Origin of the sequence: uncultured Roseovarius sp., assembly GCF_963972555.1 — a bacterium.
Classification (GTDB): Bacteria; Pseudomonadota; Alphaproteobacteria; order Rhodobacterales; family Rhodobacteraceae; genus Roseovarius; species Roseovarius mucosus.
Genome location: NZ_CAXAUM010000003.1, coordinates 33870 through 49826, shown reverse-complemented (window position 1 = coordinate 49826; position 15957 = coordinate 33870). Strand labels below are relative to the sequence as shown.

Below are 15957 nucleotides of genomic sequence, written 5' to 3'. Positions count from 1 at the left end.
TGATCCTCCTCCTTGTTGATTGTTATTTCCGCCGTCCGGGGCCTCCCGTGCCCCGTTAGTCTGTCGTCAAACTCTCCATATATTCGCACACGATCTCGGAAAAATCCCGGTTGGGCGCAAATCCCAGCGCCTCGGCGCGTGGTGTGATGATCTGGCCCGGCCATGTGGTCACGATCCGCTCGATCGCGGCATCGGGCTGCTCTGTCACCCGCGCCGCCACCTCGGACCCGGCAAGCGCCTCCAGCGCCGTCAGCATCGCACCCACCGTCACCGAAATGCCCGGCAAGGTGACGGTGGTCTCCAACCCCAGATCGGATTGCGCCAGCGCAATGGCGGTCAACGTATAGTCGAGCGCCTTGGCAGGCGAGGCCAGATGCATCCGAAGATCGCGCCCCACCGGCAAATCCGCCGCCATCCCCGCCAGAGGCTCGCGGATGATCCCGCTGGCAAAACCCGATGCCGCGCGATTGGGCTTGCCCGCCCGCACCGCGATCGTCGGATAGCGCAGCGCGCGCCCCTTGATATACCCCTTGCGGCTGGCATCGCGCACCAGCAGTTCGCCCATCAGCTTTTGCGTGCCATAGGATGACAAGGGCGCGGGCAAGGTGTCTTCGGAAATCGTGTCATTGTCGGCGCAGGAAAACACCGCGACCGACGAGGAAAAGACAAGGACCGGCGGCTTGCGCAGGCTGCGGCAAGCGTCGATCAGGGCAATGGTGGATTGCAGGTTGACCGCCATGCCCAGCGCGTAATCTTCTTCCGCCTGCCCCGACACGACACCGGCCAGATGAATCACCAGTTCCGGCGCGTCCTCGACGATCCGCGCCAGTATCTCCGGGCGATCCAGCGGGCCCGGCACCGCATGCACCCGGCGGCAGGACTGTGCCAGATCATGCAACGGAGCCTCAGAAATATCGCTGGCAAGGATGGCCGCGATCCGGCGCTCTTGCCCATCCACGATCAGGCTGTCACGCTCCGACAGCGCGCGCACAACGCGCTGACCAATGAACCCCGCCGCTCCGGTAACTAGAATACGCACGCCAAATCCCCCTCGCCCCGGACTGAAGCAAGTAATGACAGCGCTGTCAATAAGGTTCTCCTCGAAGGGCCTCAGGGTAAAGGTGGCGCGTTAAAGCGCGCGTTTATGAGTTGGATAAGGTGTCTATCCCCTCACCTCGCGGCTTCGCGACCGCTCCCCCACAGATTTTCAATGACAGCGCCATCATTTTGCGCAATCTGAGAGTATGGACCAAAACGCCCCCGATCCCCCTTCTCGTCGTCCGACCCTCTCGCAGGTCGCCAAGGCCGCAGGTGTCAGCGAGATCACCGCCAGCCGTGCCCTGCGCGGCGGCAGCGCCGTCGCCAAGACCACCCGCCAAAAGGTCGAGCGCGCCGCGCAGGCCCTCAATTACGTGCCGAACCGTCTTGCCGGAACGCTCGCGGGTGGGGCCTCGCGTCAGGTCGCGGTGATCCTGCCCTCGCTCTCCAATATCGTCTTTGCCGATGTGCTCAAGGGGCTGGAAACCCGGCTCGAGGATGATGGCTATCATCCGATCCTCGGTATTTCGCATTATGACGCCACTCGTGAAGAACACCTCCTGCGCGATCTTCTGTCGTGGCGGCCTGCGGGCCTCGTGCTGGCCCCGACGTCTGGTAGTGCGGCCACGCGCGCATTGTTGCAGGCTGCCAAACTGCCGGTGGTCGAGGTGATGGACACCGATCCCGACGCCGCCGACATGGCTGTCGGCTTTTCGCACCGCGCCGCAGGCCGCGCCATGGCGCATTATCTCATTGGGCGCGGCTATCGCCGGATGGCCTATATAGGCCATGACATCGCCACCGATTTCCGCGCCCTTGCGCGACTCGACGGTTTCAAGGACGGGTTGACCGACGCAGGCCACATCCTGTCCGACACGCTGATTCTGGATGGCCCGTCCTCGGTTCCCTTGGGGCGGGAAGGGTTGGCACGGCTGCTGGACCGCACCACGCAACGACCCGAGGCGGTTTTCTTTTCCAACGACGATATGGCCGTGGGCGGGGTCTTCCATTGCCAGACCGCCGGTCTCACGCTGCCCCATGACATCGCCCTCGCGGGGTTCAACGGGCTTAGCATCGGGCAGGCGCTGCCAACGCCGCTGACCACCATCGCCTCGAACCGTGAACGCATCGGCTTTGTCGCCGCCGACCACATCTTGCGCCGTCTCAAGGGTGAACGCCCATCCCGGATCACGCAGATCGACTTTCGCCTCTTGCCCGGTGCCACGGCCTGAGGCTGGCAATCGCGCAGGCGCGCCCCATCTTGCCCCTCACCAACACGCAGCAGAGGCAGGCGGCATGAGCGATCCGACAGACCAGACCAGAACCGCCCCCGTGCCCGGCCACCGCCTTGGCCGCATGCTGCGTCTGGGCGGCATGACCACTGGCATCATGGGCGACATGCTCGCTGGTGGCCTGCGCCAGATGGCCCAAGGCCAGCGCCCGCACCTGCCCGGCCTGCTGCTGACCCCCGCCACCGCGCGGCGCGTAACCCGCGATCTGGGCCAGATGCGCGGCGCGGCGATGAAACTGGGGCAAATGCTCTCGATGGACACGGGCCTTGTCCTGCCGCCCGAGATGACCGCGATCATGGCCGCCCTGCGCGCCGAGGCGCCGCATATGCCACCCAAACAATTGCAATCGGTGCTCAATACTGCCTGGGGCACGGGCTGGTATGGGCGGTTTAAACGCTTTGATCTGCGCCCCTTTGCCGCCGCCTCGATCGGGCAGGTCCACCGCGCGCAGACGCCCGATGGCCGCGATCTGGCGATCAAGGTGCAATACCCCGGCGTGCGCGCCAGCATCGACAGCGACATCGACAATCTGGCGACCCTCCTGCGCGTGCCGGGCCTCATCCCGCGCGAAATGGATCTTGCCCCGATGCTGCACGAGGCCAAGGTGCAACTGCATCAAGAGGCGGATTATATCGCCGAGGCGCGCCACCTCAGCGCCTTCCGCCACCTGCTCGCCAGGTCAGAGGCGTTTCGCCTGCCCGCGTTGCATTCCGATCTCAGCACGCCCGAGGTGCTGGCCATGACCTATATCGACAGCCAACCGATTGACGCACTGATCGACGCGCCCCAAGAGCTGCGTGATCACGTGGCGCAGCATCTGATCGAGCTGACCTTGCGGGAACTCTTCACCTTTGGCCTGATGCAGACCGATCCCAACCTGGCCAACTACCGCTTTGATCCTGCGACAGGGCAAATCGTGCTCTTGGATTTCGGGGCGGTGATGGAGATTGACCCGGCGCTCACCTCTGATTTCCGCACCCTGCTCAACGCGGCGCTAGACGAGGATACCGCCGCCACCCGCGCCGCCATGCAGCGCATCGGCTATTTCAATGCCGCCACCACGCCCCGACATCAAGCGCTGATCCATCAGATGTTCGATACCGCCATGGTGCCGTTGCGCCAGAGCACGCCCTATGATTTCGGCAGTTCCGACATGGTCAAGACCCTGCGCGACATGGGGCTTGCCATGGGCTCCGAGCGGGAGCTGACCCATGTTCCGCCTCCCGCCACGCTGTTTTTGCACCGCAAGATCGGCGGAATTTACCTTTTGGCCAGCAAGCTGCGGGCGCGCGTCGCCTTGCGCCCGCTGCTCGAACGCTACCGCTGAAGGTTGGGCCTACTCGGCCGCCACCGGCAGGATTGCCGCCTCTTCCATCACCGGGCAGCGCCCCTCCAGATCGAGCAATCCGTAACCAAAGATCTCATCCGGCCCCGGCGCGCCCAGGTCGGCCGCGCTCTGGGTGAGGGCAGCGCGGATCTGCGCCGGAGTCATGACGGGATTGGCCTGTCGCCAGAGCGCCGCCGCCGCCGTGACATAGGGCGCGGCAAAGGAGGTGCCGGTTTTCCACCTTGCCCCCTCGACCGAGGCCGCGGTCCAGACCTCGACCCCCGGTGCTGCCAGATCTACATGCGGCCCCCGCCCGGCGCGACGATACACCCCGCCAGCCTTGTCCACTGCCGTCACGGCGATCACGCTGTCATAGGCGGCGGGATAGGCGGGCGGCGCGTTTGGCCCGCCATTGCCCGCCGCAGCCACCACAACGGCCGTCTCGGCCGCCTCGATGGCCGCCAGCGTATCCTCCAGCACCGTGTTTGGCGGCCCTGAAAGGCTTAGGTTGATCACCGTCGCCCCGGCACCGATCAACTGATCCAATCCCTGCACGAGCGTATAGACATCGGCGCGCTCATCGCCCGACGCCTTGTGAAACGCATCCACCGCCACCAGTGGCACCCCCGGCAAAAGCCCCGGCGTACGTGATCCTGCATCGCCCACCAAGATGGCAGCCACTGCCGTGCCGTGAATGGCACCCGACGCGCTGTAGTCCTCGGGCGCCACCCGCGTCAGCGTCATGTGCGCGGCGGCAAGAGCGGTGTGATCGGTGTTGATCCCTGTGTCGATCATTCCGATGGTCACAGGCGCACCGCATCCTTGCGGCCCAAGCAGATCTGGCCAGCCAATCTGCGCCCTCGCCGGGCAATGCAGCCCCTCGCAGGGGACCGTAGGGGCCGCATCCTCGGTCGCGTTGGCGATTTTCTCAGTCTCGGCACGGTAATAATGGTTGAAATCCGCTGTCTCGCCGGTGGGCAGCGCCTGCACCGCCGCGCGCGCCTCTGCCAGAGTTGTGCCTTCGGGCACCGAGAGGCGCTGAATATTCACACCGAGGCTGGCCAGATCAATCCGGTCGATCACGCCATAGCCCTGCGCCACCAATGCGGCAGCATCCGCATCATTCAGCCCGCGCGCGATGATTTCGCGGGGGGCTTCGGTTGGTCGCGGCGTGTCACGGGGGGCTGGCGCGCGGGCGCGGGCGGCAGGGCGCGCAGGTTCTGGCGGTGCCCCCTGAAAAAGAGCACGCAGATTGCGGCGGTACTCGCGAAACGTGGTCTCGCCACTGCCAATCCCGCCGGACCTGCCACCGCCTTGGTCGCTGCTACTGCTACTGCTGCTACTGCTACTGCTGCTGCCCCCGTCATCCCCCTCGCCGTCGCCCCCATCACCATCACCGCCGCCATCGCCATCTCCCGCCCAAGCCATGGGCGTCGAAACCACCCACTCAGGCCAAGGTCCAAGCGATACCAGCCCCAGTATGAGGACCCACACCCAAAAGCCTCTTAACACGCGCACGGAATTTTCTCCTCTTGCCGCCTTGCCTCAACATGCCATGTTACAGAAAACGCTGTAAGACCGGTTTTATTCCCGCCCCCGTTTCGAAGGCCAAGTATCAATGCCAGACAAGTTTACCGAGGACGTCGTGGTCTTGCTACCTGCTCTCAAACGCTTTGCCCTCTCGCTCTGCCGCCGGGGCGACCTGGCAGAGGACCTCGTGCAGATCACTGCCGAACGCGCGTTCCGCGCCCGCGACCGGTTCGACGCTGCAACTCATTTGCAACCTTGGCTCTTTCGCATCCTGCGCAATGCCTGGATCGACACGCTGCGCCGTGATGCTACGCGCGGCGAGGTGGTGGACATCCACGAAAGCCCGCAACCTGACCCCATCGACAGTGCCGCCCAGACCGATGACCGCTTGACGCTGAACGCGGTCTGCGCCGCCATGGGGCATTTGCCCGAGGATCAGCGCATGGTGCTGCATCTGGTCTGCATCGAGGGGCTCAGCTATGCGGAAACCGCCAGCACGCTCGACATTCCCCAAGGCACCGTGATGAGCCGCCTCAGCCGCGCCCGGCTCGCCCTTGCAAAATCTGTGGGAATAGACCGCGACACCAGCCGTTAACCCCGTGTCAGGGGAAGGATCACACCGATGCAGATGGACGACGAAAGATTGATGGCCCTCGCGGATGGCGAGATCACCGGACCCGAGGCCGAGGCGCTTCAGGCGCGCATTGCCGCCGATGTGGATTTGGCCGAACGCTACGCGCTTTTTGTCGAGACCGCAGATCTGGCGTGGCAGGCGATGCAGGATCTGCCAGAGGCGCATGTGTCCGACGCGCTGGTTGCGCGCATCCGCGCGATTGGCGAGGCCAGCGCGCCGCCAGAGATCACCAATGTCGTGCCCCTTCGCGCCGCCCCGGCCCCCGCCGAACAGAAACGCTGGCAGCCGATGGCGCTTGCCGCCAGTCTTGCGCTTGCCGTGGGTCTGGGCGCGGGGCTGATGCTGTCGGGCGGGGCCGAGGCCCCGCTTGGCGCACCATTCAATACGGCCATGACCGATGAGCTTGACAGCCTGCCGTCGGGCACGCCGGCGCAATTGTCGGATGGCACCGCCCTGACGGTGGTGGCGTCCTTTACTGATGCAGCCGGCCAGTTTTGCCGGGAATATGAGGCGTCAAACCCCGCAGGCGGCAGCTATGTCGCTGTGGCCTGTCGCGCGGAGGGCGATTGGCAGTTGCAGTTCGCCATGGCGCAGGCCGGTGAGACCGGAGCTGAGGCCGGATACACCCCCGCCTCATCCCTCGACACGCTCGACGCCTTTTACACCTCCACCCGCGCGGGCCAGCCAATGACACAGGAGGAAGAGCGCGCCTTTCTGCGGTAAGGGAGGTCGCGGGCCGCAAGGTCCCTATCCCGGAATCACAAACCGGCGATCAGGATGGTCCAGCCAATCCGCCGACCGTGCCCTGAGCGCCCCCACCAAGGGCGCGAACCAGTCCCAATTGGCCGCAGCACTGTCATTGACCACCAGCATCTTCTTGCGGCTATAGATCGGTGCCTCATGCAACTCAAAAAGTCGCCCCTCCGCCACCAATGGTGCCGCCAGAGCACGCGGCAAATACGCCGATCCTCCCCGCTCCAGCAGGAATTGCAGCGCCCAGAAGGAACTGTCGAAACTGACCCGCGCGATGCCTGCATCGTGGTAGGTCTCACCATGGGCGCGGCGATACTCCTCGCCATGATCCACGAAAATATACTTGGGATCAGCCCGGATCGAGGTCACTTCGCGGTCGGAATAAAGCACCAGTTCTTCCGGCGGCAACGCATAGACCGTCTGATTGCCCCGCGCCGAGGCCCCGTAGGTCAGGATCACATCCACCAACCCCGCCGCCAACCATTCCTCCAACTCGCGCCCGCCGCCCTGTTGCACCGAGACAGCCATATCGGGATGGCCCTGGACAACACCGTCGAAAAACGCCCGCCCCGGCCCGTGCCACAATTCACGATCACAGCCGAAGGTGCAGACCGAACTGAGACCCGCAGGCAACCCCGTCTCATAGCGCGCCTGCCGCCACAGCCCGGTCATGATCCGCGCATAGCGCAACAGCTTGGTGCCCGCCGGCGTCAGGGTTGTGCCCGATTTCTGCCTATTGAGAAGCTGCTGACCCAGCTCATCCTCCAGCGACTTGAGCCGCGCCGTGACCGTCGATTGCGTCACGTTCAACTTTTGCGAGGCGCGCACCAGATTGCCGGTGTCGACGATGGCAAGAAAGGTCTGCAAGACGGTGATGTTCATCGAGTCCTCTCAATTCGAATTTTCCGCATGTTTGCAGCAAAACAATTCGTTTTCAAGAATGCTGCAACTATGCCAATTTCCCCCGACCCGCCTCAGATAACCAAGGACAGCCCATGACCCTAGAGCTTCGCCGCAGCCTCACCCTCGTGCAACGCACCCACCGCGAAGGCGGCAAGGATGTGGCCGATCCCACGCTGCTCGTCGCCGCCATGGCGATCATCCGCAACCCGTGGTTCGGACGCGGCCATGTCGAGGATCTTGGCCCCGAAATCCGTGCACAAGGCCCGGTTCTGGGCCGCCTGCTGACCGACATGATCCTCGATGTCACCGGCGACCGTCTCGAAGGCTATGGCAAGGCCAGCGTCGTCGGCATGGGGGGCGAGCTGGAACATGCGATGGCGCTGACGCATACGCTCTGGTTCGGCAACCAGTTTCGCGATGCGGTCAAGGCCAAGACCTATCTCGCCTTCACCAATACGCGCGGTGCTGCGGGCACATCCCTGATGATCCCGCTGATGGACAAGGACGACGCCGGGCGACGCTCGCATTACCAGACGATCCATACCACCGTGCCGGACGCGCCCGCCGAGGATGAAATCATCCTGGCCCTGGGCGCATCGGTCGGGGGGCATCCGCATCACCGCATCGGCAACCGCTACGAGGACCTGCGCGAGATGGGCCATGACGTCGACAATCCGGCGGGCGTTTGAATGGCGCGGACACCCGAGGGCACGGCCTATGACCTGAGCGGCCCCGAGAAAGCCCCCGCCGTGGTGCTGATCCACGGTCTTGGCCTGTCGCGGCACAGCACATGGGGCGTGATCGCGCCGCTTCTGGCACGGCATTTCCGTGTGCTGTGCTACGATCTACCCGGACATGGCGCGAGCGCGCCGCATGTCGGCCCGCTCACCCTGACGACCCTGTCAGAGCAACTCGTCACCCTGATGGACCGGCTGGCGTTACCGCGCGCGGCCCTCGTCGGTTTTTCGCTGGGCGGCATGATCAACCGGCGCGCGGCGCTCGATCACCCGGCCCGTGTCTCGGCCTTGGCCATTCTCAACTCGCCCCATGAACGCGCGCCCGACCTTCAGGCGCGGGTTGCGGCGCAGGCCCGCGATGCCGCAGCGGGCGGCCCGGTTGCCACGATAGACGCTGCGCTAGAGCGGTGGTTCACCCCCGAGTTCCGCGCCTCAAGCCCCGAAAAGGTCGAGTCCATCCGCGAAACCGTCCTCGCCACCGACCCCGCCAGCTATGCGGCGCATCGGCTGGTATTGGCAGAGGGTGTGACCGAATTGATCCGGCCCAAGCCGCCCCTGACGCTGCCCGCCCTCGTGGTCACCTGCGAAAACGACAGCGGCTCTACCCCCGCCATGGCCCAGGCCATCGCCTCGGAAATCTCTGGCAGTCAATGCCACATCCAGCCCGACCTGCGCCACCTCGGCCTCATCGAGGCCTCGCAGGCCTTTGCCGGCAGGCTCACGCAGTTTCTAAGCCTGCACGCATGATCTTATGCGGGCGCATCGCCCAACCATTTATACATGACCCGCGCGTCCACCAACCCGGCCTGCGGATGGCGAAAGGCGCGCGGCAGATGTCCCACGGTTTCAAACCCAAGGCTCTGCCATAGCGCGATCGCCCCCCGGTTGGTCTCGACCACGAAATTGAACTGCATCGCAAGATAGCCCAATTCGCGCGCCTCGTCCTGCGAATGCAGGCACATGGCCCGCGCGATCCCCTGCCCGCGCGCGGCCTCGGCGACCATGTACCCGGCGTTGCACACATGCGCCCCACCCCCGGCCTGATTGGTCTTGAGATAGTAGGTGCCCAGAACCTCGCCGCCACGTTCGGCCACATAGGTGGCGCGCGGTGTTTCCATCCAGAGCGCGCGCACCGCCTCCCGGGTCAGCCCCGGCTCGATGGCATAGGTATCGCCCGCCCGGATCACATCGCGCACGATGGGCCAGAGCGTTGCGAAATCCGCCTCGCGCGCCAGCCTGATGGTGATACCCGCCTGTTCTGTCATAGCACACTCCCCCGCCAGCCATGGCTAGCGGGGGGCGCTGCCTTTGGCAAGTCTCAGGCGTTCAGATCGACCACAACCCGGCCTTTGACCTGTCCTTTGAGAATATCCGCGCCCAAGCGCGGCAAATCCTCCAGCTTGGCGGGTGTGATCATCGCCTCCAGCTTGTCCATCGGCAAATCCGTAGCAATACGTCCCCATGCGCGAAGCCGGTTGGCATAGGGCTGCATCACACTGTCGATCCCTAGGAGGTTGACACCGCGCAACAGGAACGGAATGACCGTGGCAGGCAGGTTCGCGCCACCCGCCAGGCCCACGGCTGCGACGCTTGCGCCGTATTTCATCTGGCCCAGCACCCGCGCCAGCATCGCGCCGCCAACAGCATCGACACAGCCTGTCCAGTTCTCGCTCTCGAGTGGTCGCTTGACCGTCTCGGCGAGATCCTCGCGCGGCACGATGCGGCTCGCCCCAAGCCCGCGCAGATACCCCTCCTGCTCGGGTCGCCCTGTCACGGCGGCCACCTCATGCCCCAGATGCGCCAGAATGGCCGTGGCTACTGATCCGACACCACCTGCAGCGCCCGTGACCAGCACCTCGCCATGCCCCGGTTTCAGCCCGTGATCCTCCAGCGCCATCACCGCCAGCATCGCGGTAAACCCGGCGGTGCCCACCGCCATCGCGGCCCGCGTATCCAGCCCCTCCGGCAAAGGCACCAACCAATCGGCTTTGACCCGCGCCTTCTGGGCATAGCCGCCCCAATGCGCCTCACCCACACGCCAGCCGGTCAAGACCACCTTGTCACCCGGCTTGTAGCGGGCATCATTGCTGGCCTCGACCGTGCCCGCGAAATCAATTCCCGGCACATGGGGATAGGTGCGCACCAGACCGCCACCCGGCCCGATGCAAAGGCCATCCTTGTAATTCACCGTGGAATATTCGACCGCTACCGTCACCTCGGCCTCGGGCAAATCGTCCAGCGTCATGGTCTTGACACCCGCCTGCGTCTTGCCGCTATCCGCGTCCTTCTCGACGACCAATGCCTTGAACATTTCTCTACTCCTCTTTCCTGCAGGACGCCCACGCCCCGCTTCATCTGGCCCAAAATACCTCGGGGGGGCCGCCCGGCACGGGCGGCGGGGGCAGCGCCCCCACGCTTCTCAGGCCCAGAACCCCGCCTGCACCACGCCGCGCCGCTCTCCCTCGGGCGTCACCACCCGCAACTGCGTGCCCGCATCCCAGTGGGTCATACGCACCATGCCAATGGCCACGTTGGTGGCGAAATCCGGCGACCATGTGGCCGAGCTCACCCTGCCGACGCGATCCCCCTTGTCGGACAGAACCGGCCACCACTCGCGACAGGGTGGCACCGCTGCCCCCTCGATGGCAATGGCGCGGATTTGCTGCACCGGCCCTTCCTTGGCCACACGGAGCAGCGCATCGCGCCCGATACAGCCAATCGCCGTGTGGGTGTTGCAAAACTTGCCCAAACCACATTCATGCGGCGTGTTGTCATCGGTCATGTCATTGCCATAGCTCAGCAATCCGCCCTCGATCCGCTCGATCAGATTGGGGCATCCTGCATGGACATCCATGCTCTTGCCGGCCTCCATCAGTGCATTCCAGAGCGGCATGCCGATTTCGCCACCCTCGACATAGATCTCGAACCCACCTTGCTTGGAATAGCCAGAGCGCGCAATCACCATATCCCGGCCTTGGAAATCAAAGTGCCCAAAGCGGAAGAACCGCACATCGCGCACCGCATCGCCAAAGACCGCCGCCATCAGGTCATCGGCGCGCGGACCTTGAATGGCCAGCGGGCTCACGTCCGGCTCATCCACCAGAACATCCAGGCGCCAGCCCTGAACGATGCCCTTGACCCAATAGAGCAGGTCACTATCGGCAATCGAAATCCACCAGCGATCCTCGGCCAGTTTTACCGCCACCGGATCGTTGAGCATGCCGCCTGTCTCATCGACGATGGGCACATAGAAACACTGGCCCGGCGTCATACCCCGCAGGTCTCGCGGCGTCAGCATCTGCATCAGCCGGCCTGCATCCGGACCGCGCAGTTCGACCTGCCGTTCGCAGGCCACGTCCCAGACCTGCACCGCCTCTTTCAGATGGCGATAATCCTCCTCGACCGAGCGGAATACGGTCGGCAAGAGCATGTGGTTATAGACCGTATAGGCCTTGACACCCGCCGCCTCGACCCCTTGGGAAAATGGCGTGCGGCGCAACCGGCGCGACGGGGACAGAAGCGGAGCGTTCATTGGGCCTCCTCAGGCATGAATACAAGGTCGGTGACAGGCGCCGACAGGCCTGCGCGCGTCAGCATCGCGTGGACCTGCCCCCGGTGATGGGTCTGGTGGTTGAAAAAATGGGTGACGCAAAGCGCCATCGGGCGGCTGACCTCCGCACCCTTGACGGCGGAAAACCATCTAAGCTCGCCGGTGAGGTCAATGCTGTGCAGATCGCGCGCCCAAAGGCGGAGCGCGCCATCGGTGGCGAACCGCTCCGCGCTCCACGCGGCCCCTGTTGGGGTGAGCGTGGTGCTCGCCTCCATGCTCCCCTCGGGGGTCGCCACCTTGGCCCCGAACCGATGAAGCCAGAGACGGTCGGCCCAAAGGATGTGATTGAGCGTGCCGAGGATCGAGCCGAAGAAGGCCCCGTGATCCTCGGTCAACAGCTTCAGGCTAACGCCGTCCATGGCGCGCATCACTTGCGCGTTCTGCCACGCATTATAGCGCGCCATCAGGCGCACATAATCCGCAGTGAGCATCATCAGCGCGGGCCTTTCCAGTCAATCTGGCAGATTTCCGCGCTGCGCCCGTCGAAATCCCACACCCGGCCAAAGGCGCGCACCCGGCCCTTGGTGGCGGTGGCAACGGTGATATCCGGCCCCATCCAGTATTCGGTATTGGTGACGACAATATCCTCGCCCTTGTGGCCCGGCACCGGCACCACCTCGCCTTGGATCTTCTTGCCCACCATCAGGCGGCGCGCGTTGCCTTCGGTCTCGAAAATGACCGGCGCGCGCTCTGCCCCCAGAAACTCGCTGACCAGAACGCCGAACAGGCCGGTCGTGCCGCGTGCCTTGCCCGAAAAGATATTGACCAGCGCCGCATAGGCATCCTCGCTCGCGCGCTCATCGATAAAGGCCGCCGCCTTCCAATTGCCGCGCGCCATCAGGCCGGGGATTTCCAGCATGAGACCGACGTTGAGACCGCTCAGGTCCTCGTCGCCATAATGGCCCTCGTCGATGCGCACGCCCGACCATGCCTGACAGTAACCCTCGGTGGGCGCATGTTTGCCCAAAGAGACCACGCAGGGGCAAAACACCGTGCAGTTGCAGTTGAGGATCAACTCCCCCTTGATCGCCCAGGGCACTGTGCCCAATGTATCCAGAGCCATGTTACGGCCTCCTCTCTCAGATTGACGTGAACAGAACCCAGACTGAAGCCACCATCAACACCGCCCCCAAGGGTCGGGTCAGATAACGGCCCAGATCAGGCAGTTTCTCCAGGACCATGATCACAGTCGCAAGCCCCATGAAGGCAAGGTTCATGACCCCGCCGACAAAGGCCAGCGCCATCAGCGCCCAACAGCAGCCAAGACAAACCAGCCCCAGCCGCGCGCCGTTACGCAGCGCACCTTTATCCCAATGCTGCATGAAGAACGACAGCGGGCGGCGGCATTTCGACAGGCATGCCTCCTTGACCGGGCTGAACTGATACGCCCCCGCCACGGCCAGCAACACCGCCGACAAAACGCCAGAGCGGCTATCGCCAAATGCCGTCAGCATCCCCGCCTGAAAGAGCGCCATTTGCGCCCCCGCCGCAAGGATCGAAAATCCGAGCCAGACCGTCAGATACCCCGCCACCAATGACCCGAAACGCGTCTCGCCAGTGTGGCTCAACTCCTCATAAGTGGCAAAGGCCGGAAGCGCCGTGGGGGCCATCATCGCCGCCGACATCAGCGCCCACATCAGGATGATCCGGCCAAATCCGGCCGCATCAGGGGTCACGATGCACAGGCTTTGCAGGAAATCGGCCCCAAAGATCACCGCGCCGTCCCGCAAATCTGCGGGCAAGGCCATCGCATAAAGCAGCGCCCAGGCCCCGAGAATAAGGCCGAACAGCACCAACCAGTGCCCCCCACCCATTCGCCTGACCTGTGCCGCAATCATCGCCTCATCCCCGCGACTCACCTCTTGCGTTTAAATTGTCAGACATTTAAATGTAAGACAAATGAAAATTGATCCGGATAACAAGGCCGATCTTTCGGCCCAGATAGCCGAGGCAATCCGCGACGCGATTGTCTCAGGCCAACTCATTGTCGATGAACGCCTGCCGTCTGAGGCGGAACTGGCGGATCACTTCGCGGTATCGCGCCCAACGGTGCGAGAGGCGCTGAAACGCCTTGCCGCGCAATCGCTCATCCGCACCCAGCGCGGGGCCTTTGGCGGGGCCTTCGTCAACCGCCTCAGCTATCCCGAGGCCTATGGCCAGCAGATCACCACCGCCACACTCCTCCTCAGCATGAACGCCATCAGCTTTGATGTCGCCTGCGAGGCGCGCTACGCGCTGGAACGCGCCTGCACGCCGCTTGCCGCCCTGCGCCGCACACCCGACACGCTGGCCACGATGCGCGCGGAGATCCATCGCCAGGGGCAACCGGGTCTGACGGACGAAAGCTTTTGCGCCTCCGACGTGGCCTTTCACCGGGCCTTGGTGGATAGCGCCGGCAACCCGGTGCTCAGCTATCAACTCGCGGGCGCGGTCGAGGCCATGCAGCCCTTGATGAACATGATCACTTTCACCGCCCGCTCGCGCGAGGCCATCGTGGGTTTTCACACCCGTATCGCCGATGCGCTTTCCAGCTCGGATGCGGAAGCCGCGCAAACCGCCCTGACCGAGCTGGAGGCTTACACGTTGACCCTCGGCCGCGATGTCATGGCTGCGCGTGCGCCGAAATAGCTGATCTCAGACACCCCAAGCCGCGCGCTTGCGGTCAATCGTCTTGCGCGCCACGCCCAGACGCCGCGCCGCTTCGGCCCGGTTGCCGCCACAGGCATCAAGCACCGCCATGATATGGCGCTGCTCCACATATTCGAGCGTCTCCAGTGCTGCCTCGCCTCCGCCCCGACCAGAGCCTGCGAATTCTTCTGGAAAGGCCCCAAGGATCACCGATCGTTCAATCAGATTGCGCAACTCCCGCACATTGCCGGGCCAGTCGTAGCGGCTCAGCTTGAGCAGGACATCCGCATCGAGATCCAGCGCGGGCATCCCCAACGCCCCGGCGAATTCGCTCATGAAGAGCGCCGCCAGTTCGACAATATCCTCCTGACGCTCCTTGAGATTGGGCATTTCCACGTTGACGATATTGATCCGGTGGTAGAGGTCAGCGCGGAACCGCCCCTCGCGCACCGCCGCCTTCAAATCGGCATTGGTGGCAAAGAGAAACCGCAGGTTCAGTGGGATTTCCCGTTCGGATCCGATAGGTCGAATGCGCTTGTCCTCCAACACGCGCAGCAGCGCCGCCTGCACATGCTCGGGCAGTTGCGCCACCTCGTCGAGCAAGAGCGTGCCGCCATCGGCATGCAGCAACAGCCCATCCTTTCGTGCGCGCCCATCCTCGACCACGCCAAACAATTCCTCGGCGATCCTATCCGCTGAAATCGCGGCGCAATTGACCGCGACAAAGGGTTTCTCAACCCGGTTCGACAGGCCATGCAGCGTGCGCGCGGCAATCTCTTTGCCGGTCCCGCTTGCCCCGGTGAACAGAACCGACGTGGGCGCAAGGGCCAGTTTGCCCAGCATCGCGCGCACGCTCTGGATTGCCGGGGAATGTCCCAACAACCGCCCGCGCGCCGCCTGCCCTCCCGCCGACAATTCATGCCGCAACAGGTAATTCTCGCGCGCCAGAAACTTGCGATCGAGCGCCCGCGCCACAGAATTGAGAATCTGATTGGCGCGAAACGGCTTGAGCACGAAATCCGTGACCCCCGCCCGCAGCGCCTTGATTGCAGTATCCAGATCGGCATAGGCGGTGATCAGGATCGTATCGGCAAAGAGGCCGACGCGCCGCTGCTCCTCCAGCCAATCGAGACCCGTCTTGCCCGGCATGATATTGTCAAGAATGACCAGATCGAAATGCACCTGATCGAGGATCATCGCCCCTTCTTCACAGGTGCGCGCCTGCTCAACATGACGGCACCGCGCGCCCAGCGTCTTGATGAGGAAATTGCGCATCCCCGGCTCATCGTCGATGATGAGCACCGACGCATGCGCGAGGTTCTGGCCATAGTCCTCAGCTGTCTCTTCGGGCGCGGGTTGCGGCGTCATTCGGCCGCGTCACCCAGCCGAACAGCATCACCCGCGCGCTTGGCCTCTGAGGTATAGCCCAACTCGTGCAGCACGGTGGGGGCGGCGGCGGCAATCACCGCACAGGCCAAAAAGGCCGCAATCATCGCTTTCATTCT

18 protein-coding genes are annotated in these 15957 nt (G+C 64.2%); 7 read left to right on the top strand and 11 right to left on the bottom strand.

Going from position 1 to position 15957, the window contains the following annotated elements:
- Window positions 1-55: 55 nt before the first annotated feature.
- Entirely contained in the window at window positions 56-1039 is a 984-nt protein-coding gene (denD, locus tag AACZ65_RS03640) for a D-erythronate dehydrogenase (protein WP_339668116.1), read from the bottom strand.
- Window positions 1040-1244: 205 nt separating this feature from the next.
- On the opposite strand from denD, the gene AACZ65_RS03635 reads away from it, so the two are divergent.
- A complete protein-coding gene (locus tag AACZ65_RS03635; RefSeq protein ID WP_339668114.1) occupies window positions 1245-2270 on the top strand; it encodes a LacI family DNA-binding transcriptional regulator in 1026 nt (341 codons plus the stop codon).
- A 64-nt stretch (window positions 2271-2334) separates the two neighbouring features.
- Entirely contained in the window at window positions 2335-3657 is a 1323-nt protein-coding gene (locus AACZ65_RS03630; protein WP_339668113.1) for an AarF/ABC1/UbiB kinase family protein, read from the top strand.
- 9 nt (window positions 3658-3666) lie between these two features.
- Here AACZ65_RS03630 and AACZ65_RS03625 read toward each other — a convergent pair whose 3' ends face one another.
- Window positions 3667-5085, bottom strand: coding sequence for a S8 family serine peptidase (locus AACZ65_RS03625; protein ID WP_339668112.1), 1419 nt, complete (start codon window positions 5083-5085; stop codon window positions 3667-3669).
- Window positions 5086-5275: 190 nt separating this feature from the next.
- Between AACZ65_RS03625 and AACZ65_RS03620 the strand changes: the two genes are divergently transcribed.
- Window positions 5276-5782 carry an RNA polymerase sigma factor gene (locus AACZ65_RS03620; protein ID WP_339668110.1) on the top strand — a complete coding sequence of 169 codons (507 nt, stop codon included), beginning with the start codon at window positions 5276-5278 and terminating at the stop codon, window positions 5780-5782.
- Between the two features lie 27 nt (window positions 5783-5809).
- Window positions 5810-6544: a hypothetical protein gene (locus tag AACZ65_RS03615; protein WP_339668108.1), complete on the top strand. Its 735-nt coding sequence runs from the start codon at window positions 5810-5812 to the stop codon at window positions 6542-6544.
- 24 nt (window positions 6545-6568) lie between these two features.
- Here AACZ65_RS03615 and AACZ65_RS03610 read toward each other — a convergent pair whose 3' ends face one another.
- The gene (locus AACZ65_RS03610) at window positions 6569-7456 is read right to left on the bottom strand and encodes a LysR family transcriptional regulator (protein ID WP_339668106.1); all 888 of its coding nucleotides are present in this window, start codon (window positions 7454-7456) and stop codon (window positions 6569-6571) included.
- Window positions 7457-7569: 113 nt separating this feature from the next.
- On the opposite strand from AACZ65_RS03610, the gene AACZ65_RS03605 reads away from it, so the two are divergent.
- Both AACZ65_RS03605 and AACZ65_RS03600 read left to right on the top strand, forming a co-directional pair.
- Entirely contained in the window at window positions 7570-8166 is a 597-nt protein-coding gene (locus tag AACZ65_RS03605) for an amino acid synthesis family protein (protein WP_297540181.1), read from the top strand.
- A complete protein-coding gene (locus tag AACZ65_RS03600; protein ID WP_339668103.1) occupies window positions 8167-8961 on the top strand; it encodes an alpha/beta fold hydrolase in 795 nt (264 codons plus the stop codon).
- Window positions 8962-8963: 2 nt separating this feature from the next.
- Here AACZ65_RS03600 and AACZ65_RS03595 read toward each other — a convergent pair whose 3' ends face one another.
- The 6 genes from AACZ65_RS03595 to AACZ65_RS03570 all read right to left on the bottom strand — a co-directional run bounded on the left by AACZ65_RS03595 (window position 8964) and on the right by AACZ65_RS03570 (window position 13638).
- Window positions 8964-9479 (bottom strand): N-acetyltransferase, encoded by a 516-nt coding sequence (locus AACZ65_RS03595; RefSeq protein WP_297540185.1) that lies wholly within the window; start codon window positions 9477-9479, stop codon window positions 8964-8966.
- A gap of 53 nt (window positions 9480-9532) precedes the next feature.
- Window positions 9533-10525 (bottom strand): acryloyl-CoA reductase, encoded by a 993-nt coding sequence (gene acuI / locus AACZ65_RS03590; protein WP_339668100.1) that lies wholly within the window; start codon window positions 10523-10525, stop codon window positions 9533-9535.
- Between the two features lie 108 nt (window positions 10526-10633).
- The gene (locus AACZ65_RS03585; RefSeq protein ID WP_339668098.1) at window positions 10634-11746 is read right to left on the bottom strand and encodes a dimethylsulfoniopropionate demethylase; all 1113 of its coding nucleotides are present in this window, start codon (window positions 11744-11746) and stop codon (window positions 10634-10636) included.
- The gene (locus AACZ65_RS03580; protein WP_339668097.1) at window positions 11743-12258 is read right to left on the bottom strand and encodes a DinB family protein; all 516 of its coding nucleotides are present in this window, start codon (window positions 12256-12258) and stop codon (window positions 11743-11745) included. Before AACZ65_RS03580 ends, AACZ65_RS03585 begins: the two co-directional genes overlap by 4 nt.
- Window positions 12258-12887 carry a DUF1326 domain-containing protein gene (locus AACZ65_RS03575; protein WP_297540193.1) on the bottom strand — a complete coding sequence of 210 codons (630 nt, stop codon included), beginning with the start codon at window positions 12885-12887 and terminating at the stop codon, window positions 12258-12260. The genes AACZ65_RS03580 and AACZ65_RS03575 overlap by 1 nt, the downstream gene beginning before the upstream one ends.
- Window positions 12888-12903: 16 nt before the next feature.
- Window positions 12904-13638, bottom strand: coding sequence for a DUF2182 domain-containing protein (locus tag AACZ65_RS03570; RefSeq protein ID WP_339668477.1), 735 nt, complete (start codon window positions 13636-13638; stop codon window positions 12904-12906).
- Window positions 13639-13723: 85 nt separating this feature from the next.
- Between AACZ65_RS03570 and AACZ65_RS03565 the strand changes: the two genes are divergently transcribed.
- On the top strand, window positions 13724-14452 hold the full coding sequence (locus tag AACZ65_RS03565) for a FadR/GntR family transcriptional regulator (RefSeq protein ID WP_037273671.1): 729 nt from the start codon (window positions 13724-13726) through the stop codon (window positions 14450-14452).
- 6 nt (window positions 14453-14458) lie between these two features.
- Here AACZ65_RS03565 and AACZ65_RS03560 read toward each other — a convergent pair whose 3' ends face one another.
- On the bottom strand, window positions 14459-15820 hold the full coding sequence (locus AACZ65_RS03560; protein WP_339668094.1) for a sigma-54 dependent transcriptional regulator: 1362 nt from the start codon (window positions 15818-15820) through the stop codon (window positions 14459-14461).
- Window positions 15817-15954, bottom strand: a complete 138-nt coding sequence (locus AACZ65_RS03555; RefSeq protein WP_339668092.1) for a hypothetical protein — start codon at window positions 15952-15954, stop codon at window positions 15817-15819. The genes AACZ65_RS03560 and AACZ65_RS03555 overlap by 4 nt, the downstream gene beginning before the upstream one ends.
- Window positions 15955-15957: the final 3 nt, after the last annotated feature.

Coding starts and splice junctions, on each gene's coding strand:
- AACZ65_RS03635 (WP_339668114.1), top strand. CDS start 1,245: ATGGACCAAAACGCCCCCGATCCCCCTTCTCGTCGTCCGACCCTCTCG.
- AACZ65_RS03630 (WP_339668113.1), top strand. CDS start 2,335: ATGAGCGATCCGACAGACCAGACCAGAACCGCCCCCGTGCCCGGCCAC.
- AACZ65_RS03625 (WP_339668112.1), bottom strand. CDS start 5,085: ATGGCTTGGGCGGGAGATGGCGATGGCGGCGGTGATGGTGATGGGGGC.
- AACZ65_RS03620 (WP_339668110.1), top strand. CDS start 5,276: ATGCCAGACAAGTTTACCGAGGACGTCGTGGTCTTGCTACCTGCTCTC.
- AACZ65_RS03615 (WP_339668108.1), top strand. CDS start 5,810: ATGCAGATGGACGACGAAAGATTGATGGCCCTCGCGGATGGCGAGATC.
- AACZ65_RS03610 (WP_339668106.1), bottom strand. CDS start 7,456: ATGAACATCACCGTCTTGCAGACCTTTCTTGCCATCGTCGACACCGGC.
- AACZ65_RS03605 (WP_297540181.1), top strand. CDS start 7,570: ATGACCCTAGAGCTTCGCCGCAGCCTCACCCTCGTGCAACGCACCCAC.
- AACZ65_RS03600 (WP_339668103.1), top strand. CDS start 8,167: ATGGCGCGGACACCCGAGGGCACGGCCTATGACCTGAGCGGCCCCGAG.
- AACZ65_RS03595 (WP_297540185.1), bottom strand. CDS start 9,479: ATGACAGAACAGGCGGGTATCACCATCAGGCTGGCGCGCGAGGCGGAT.
- acuI (WP_339668100.1), bottom strand. CDS start 10,525: ATGTTCAAGGCATTGGTCGTCGAGAAGGACGCGGATAGCGGCAAGACG.
- AACZ65_RS03585 (WP_339668098.1), bottom strand. CDS start 11,746: ATGAACGCTCCGCTTCTGTCCCCGTCGCGCCGGTTGCGCCGCACGCCA.
- AACZ65_RS03580 (WP_339668097.1), bottom strand. CDS start 12,258: ATGATGCTCACTGCGGATTATGTGCGCCTGATGGCGCGCTATAATGCG.
- AACZ65_RS03575 (WP_297540193.1), bottom strand. CDS start 12,887: ATGGCTCTGGATACATTGGGCACAGTGCCCTGGGCGATCAAGGGGGAG.
- AACZ65_RS03570 (WP_339668477.1), bottom strand. CDS start 13,638: ATGGGTGGGGGGCACTGGTTGGTGCTGTTCGGCCTTATTCTCGGGGCC.
- AACZ65_RS03565 (WP_037273671.1), top strand. CDS start 13,724: ATGAAAATTGATCCGGATAACAAGGCCGATCTTTCGGCCCAGATAGCC.
- AACZ65_RS03560 (WP_339668094.1), bottom strand. CDS start 15,820: ATGACGCCGCAACCCGCGCCCGAAGAGACAGCTGAGGACTATGGCCAG.
- AACZ65_RS03555 (WP_339668092.1), bottom strand. CDS start 15,954: ATGAAAGCGATGATTGCGGCCTTTTTGGCCTGTGCGGTGATTGCCGCC.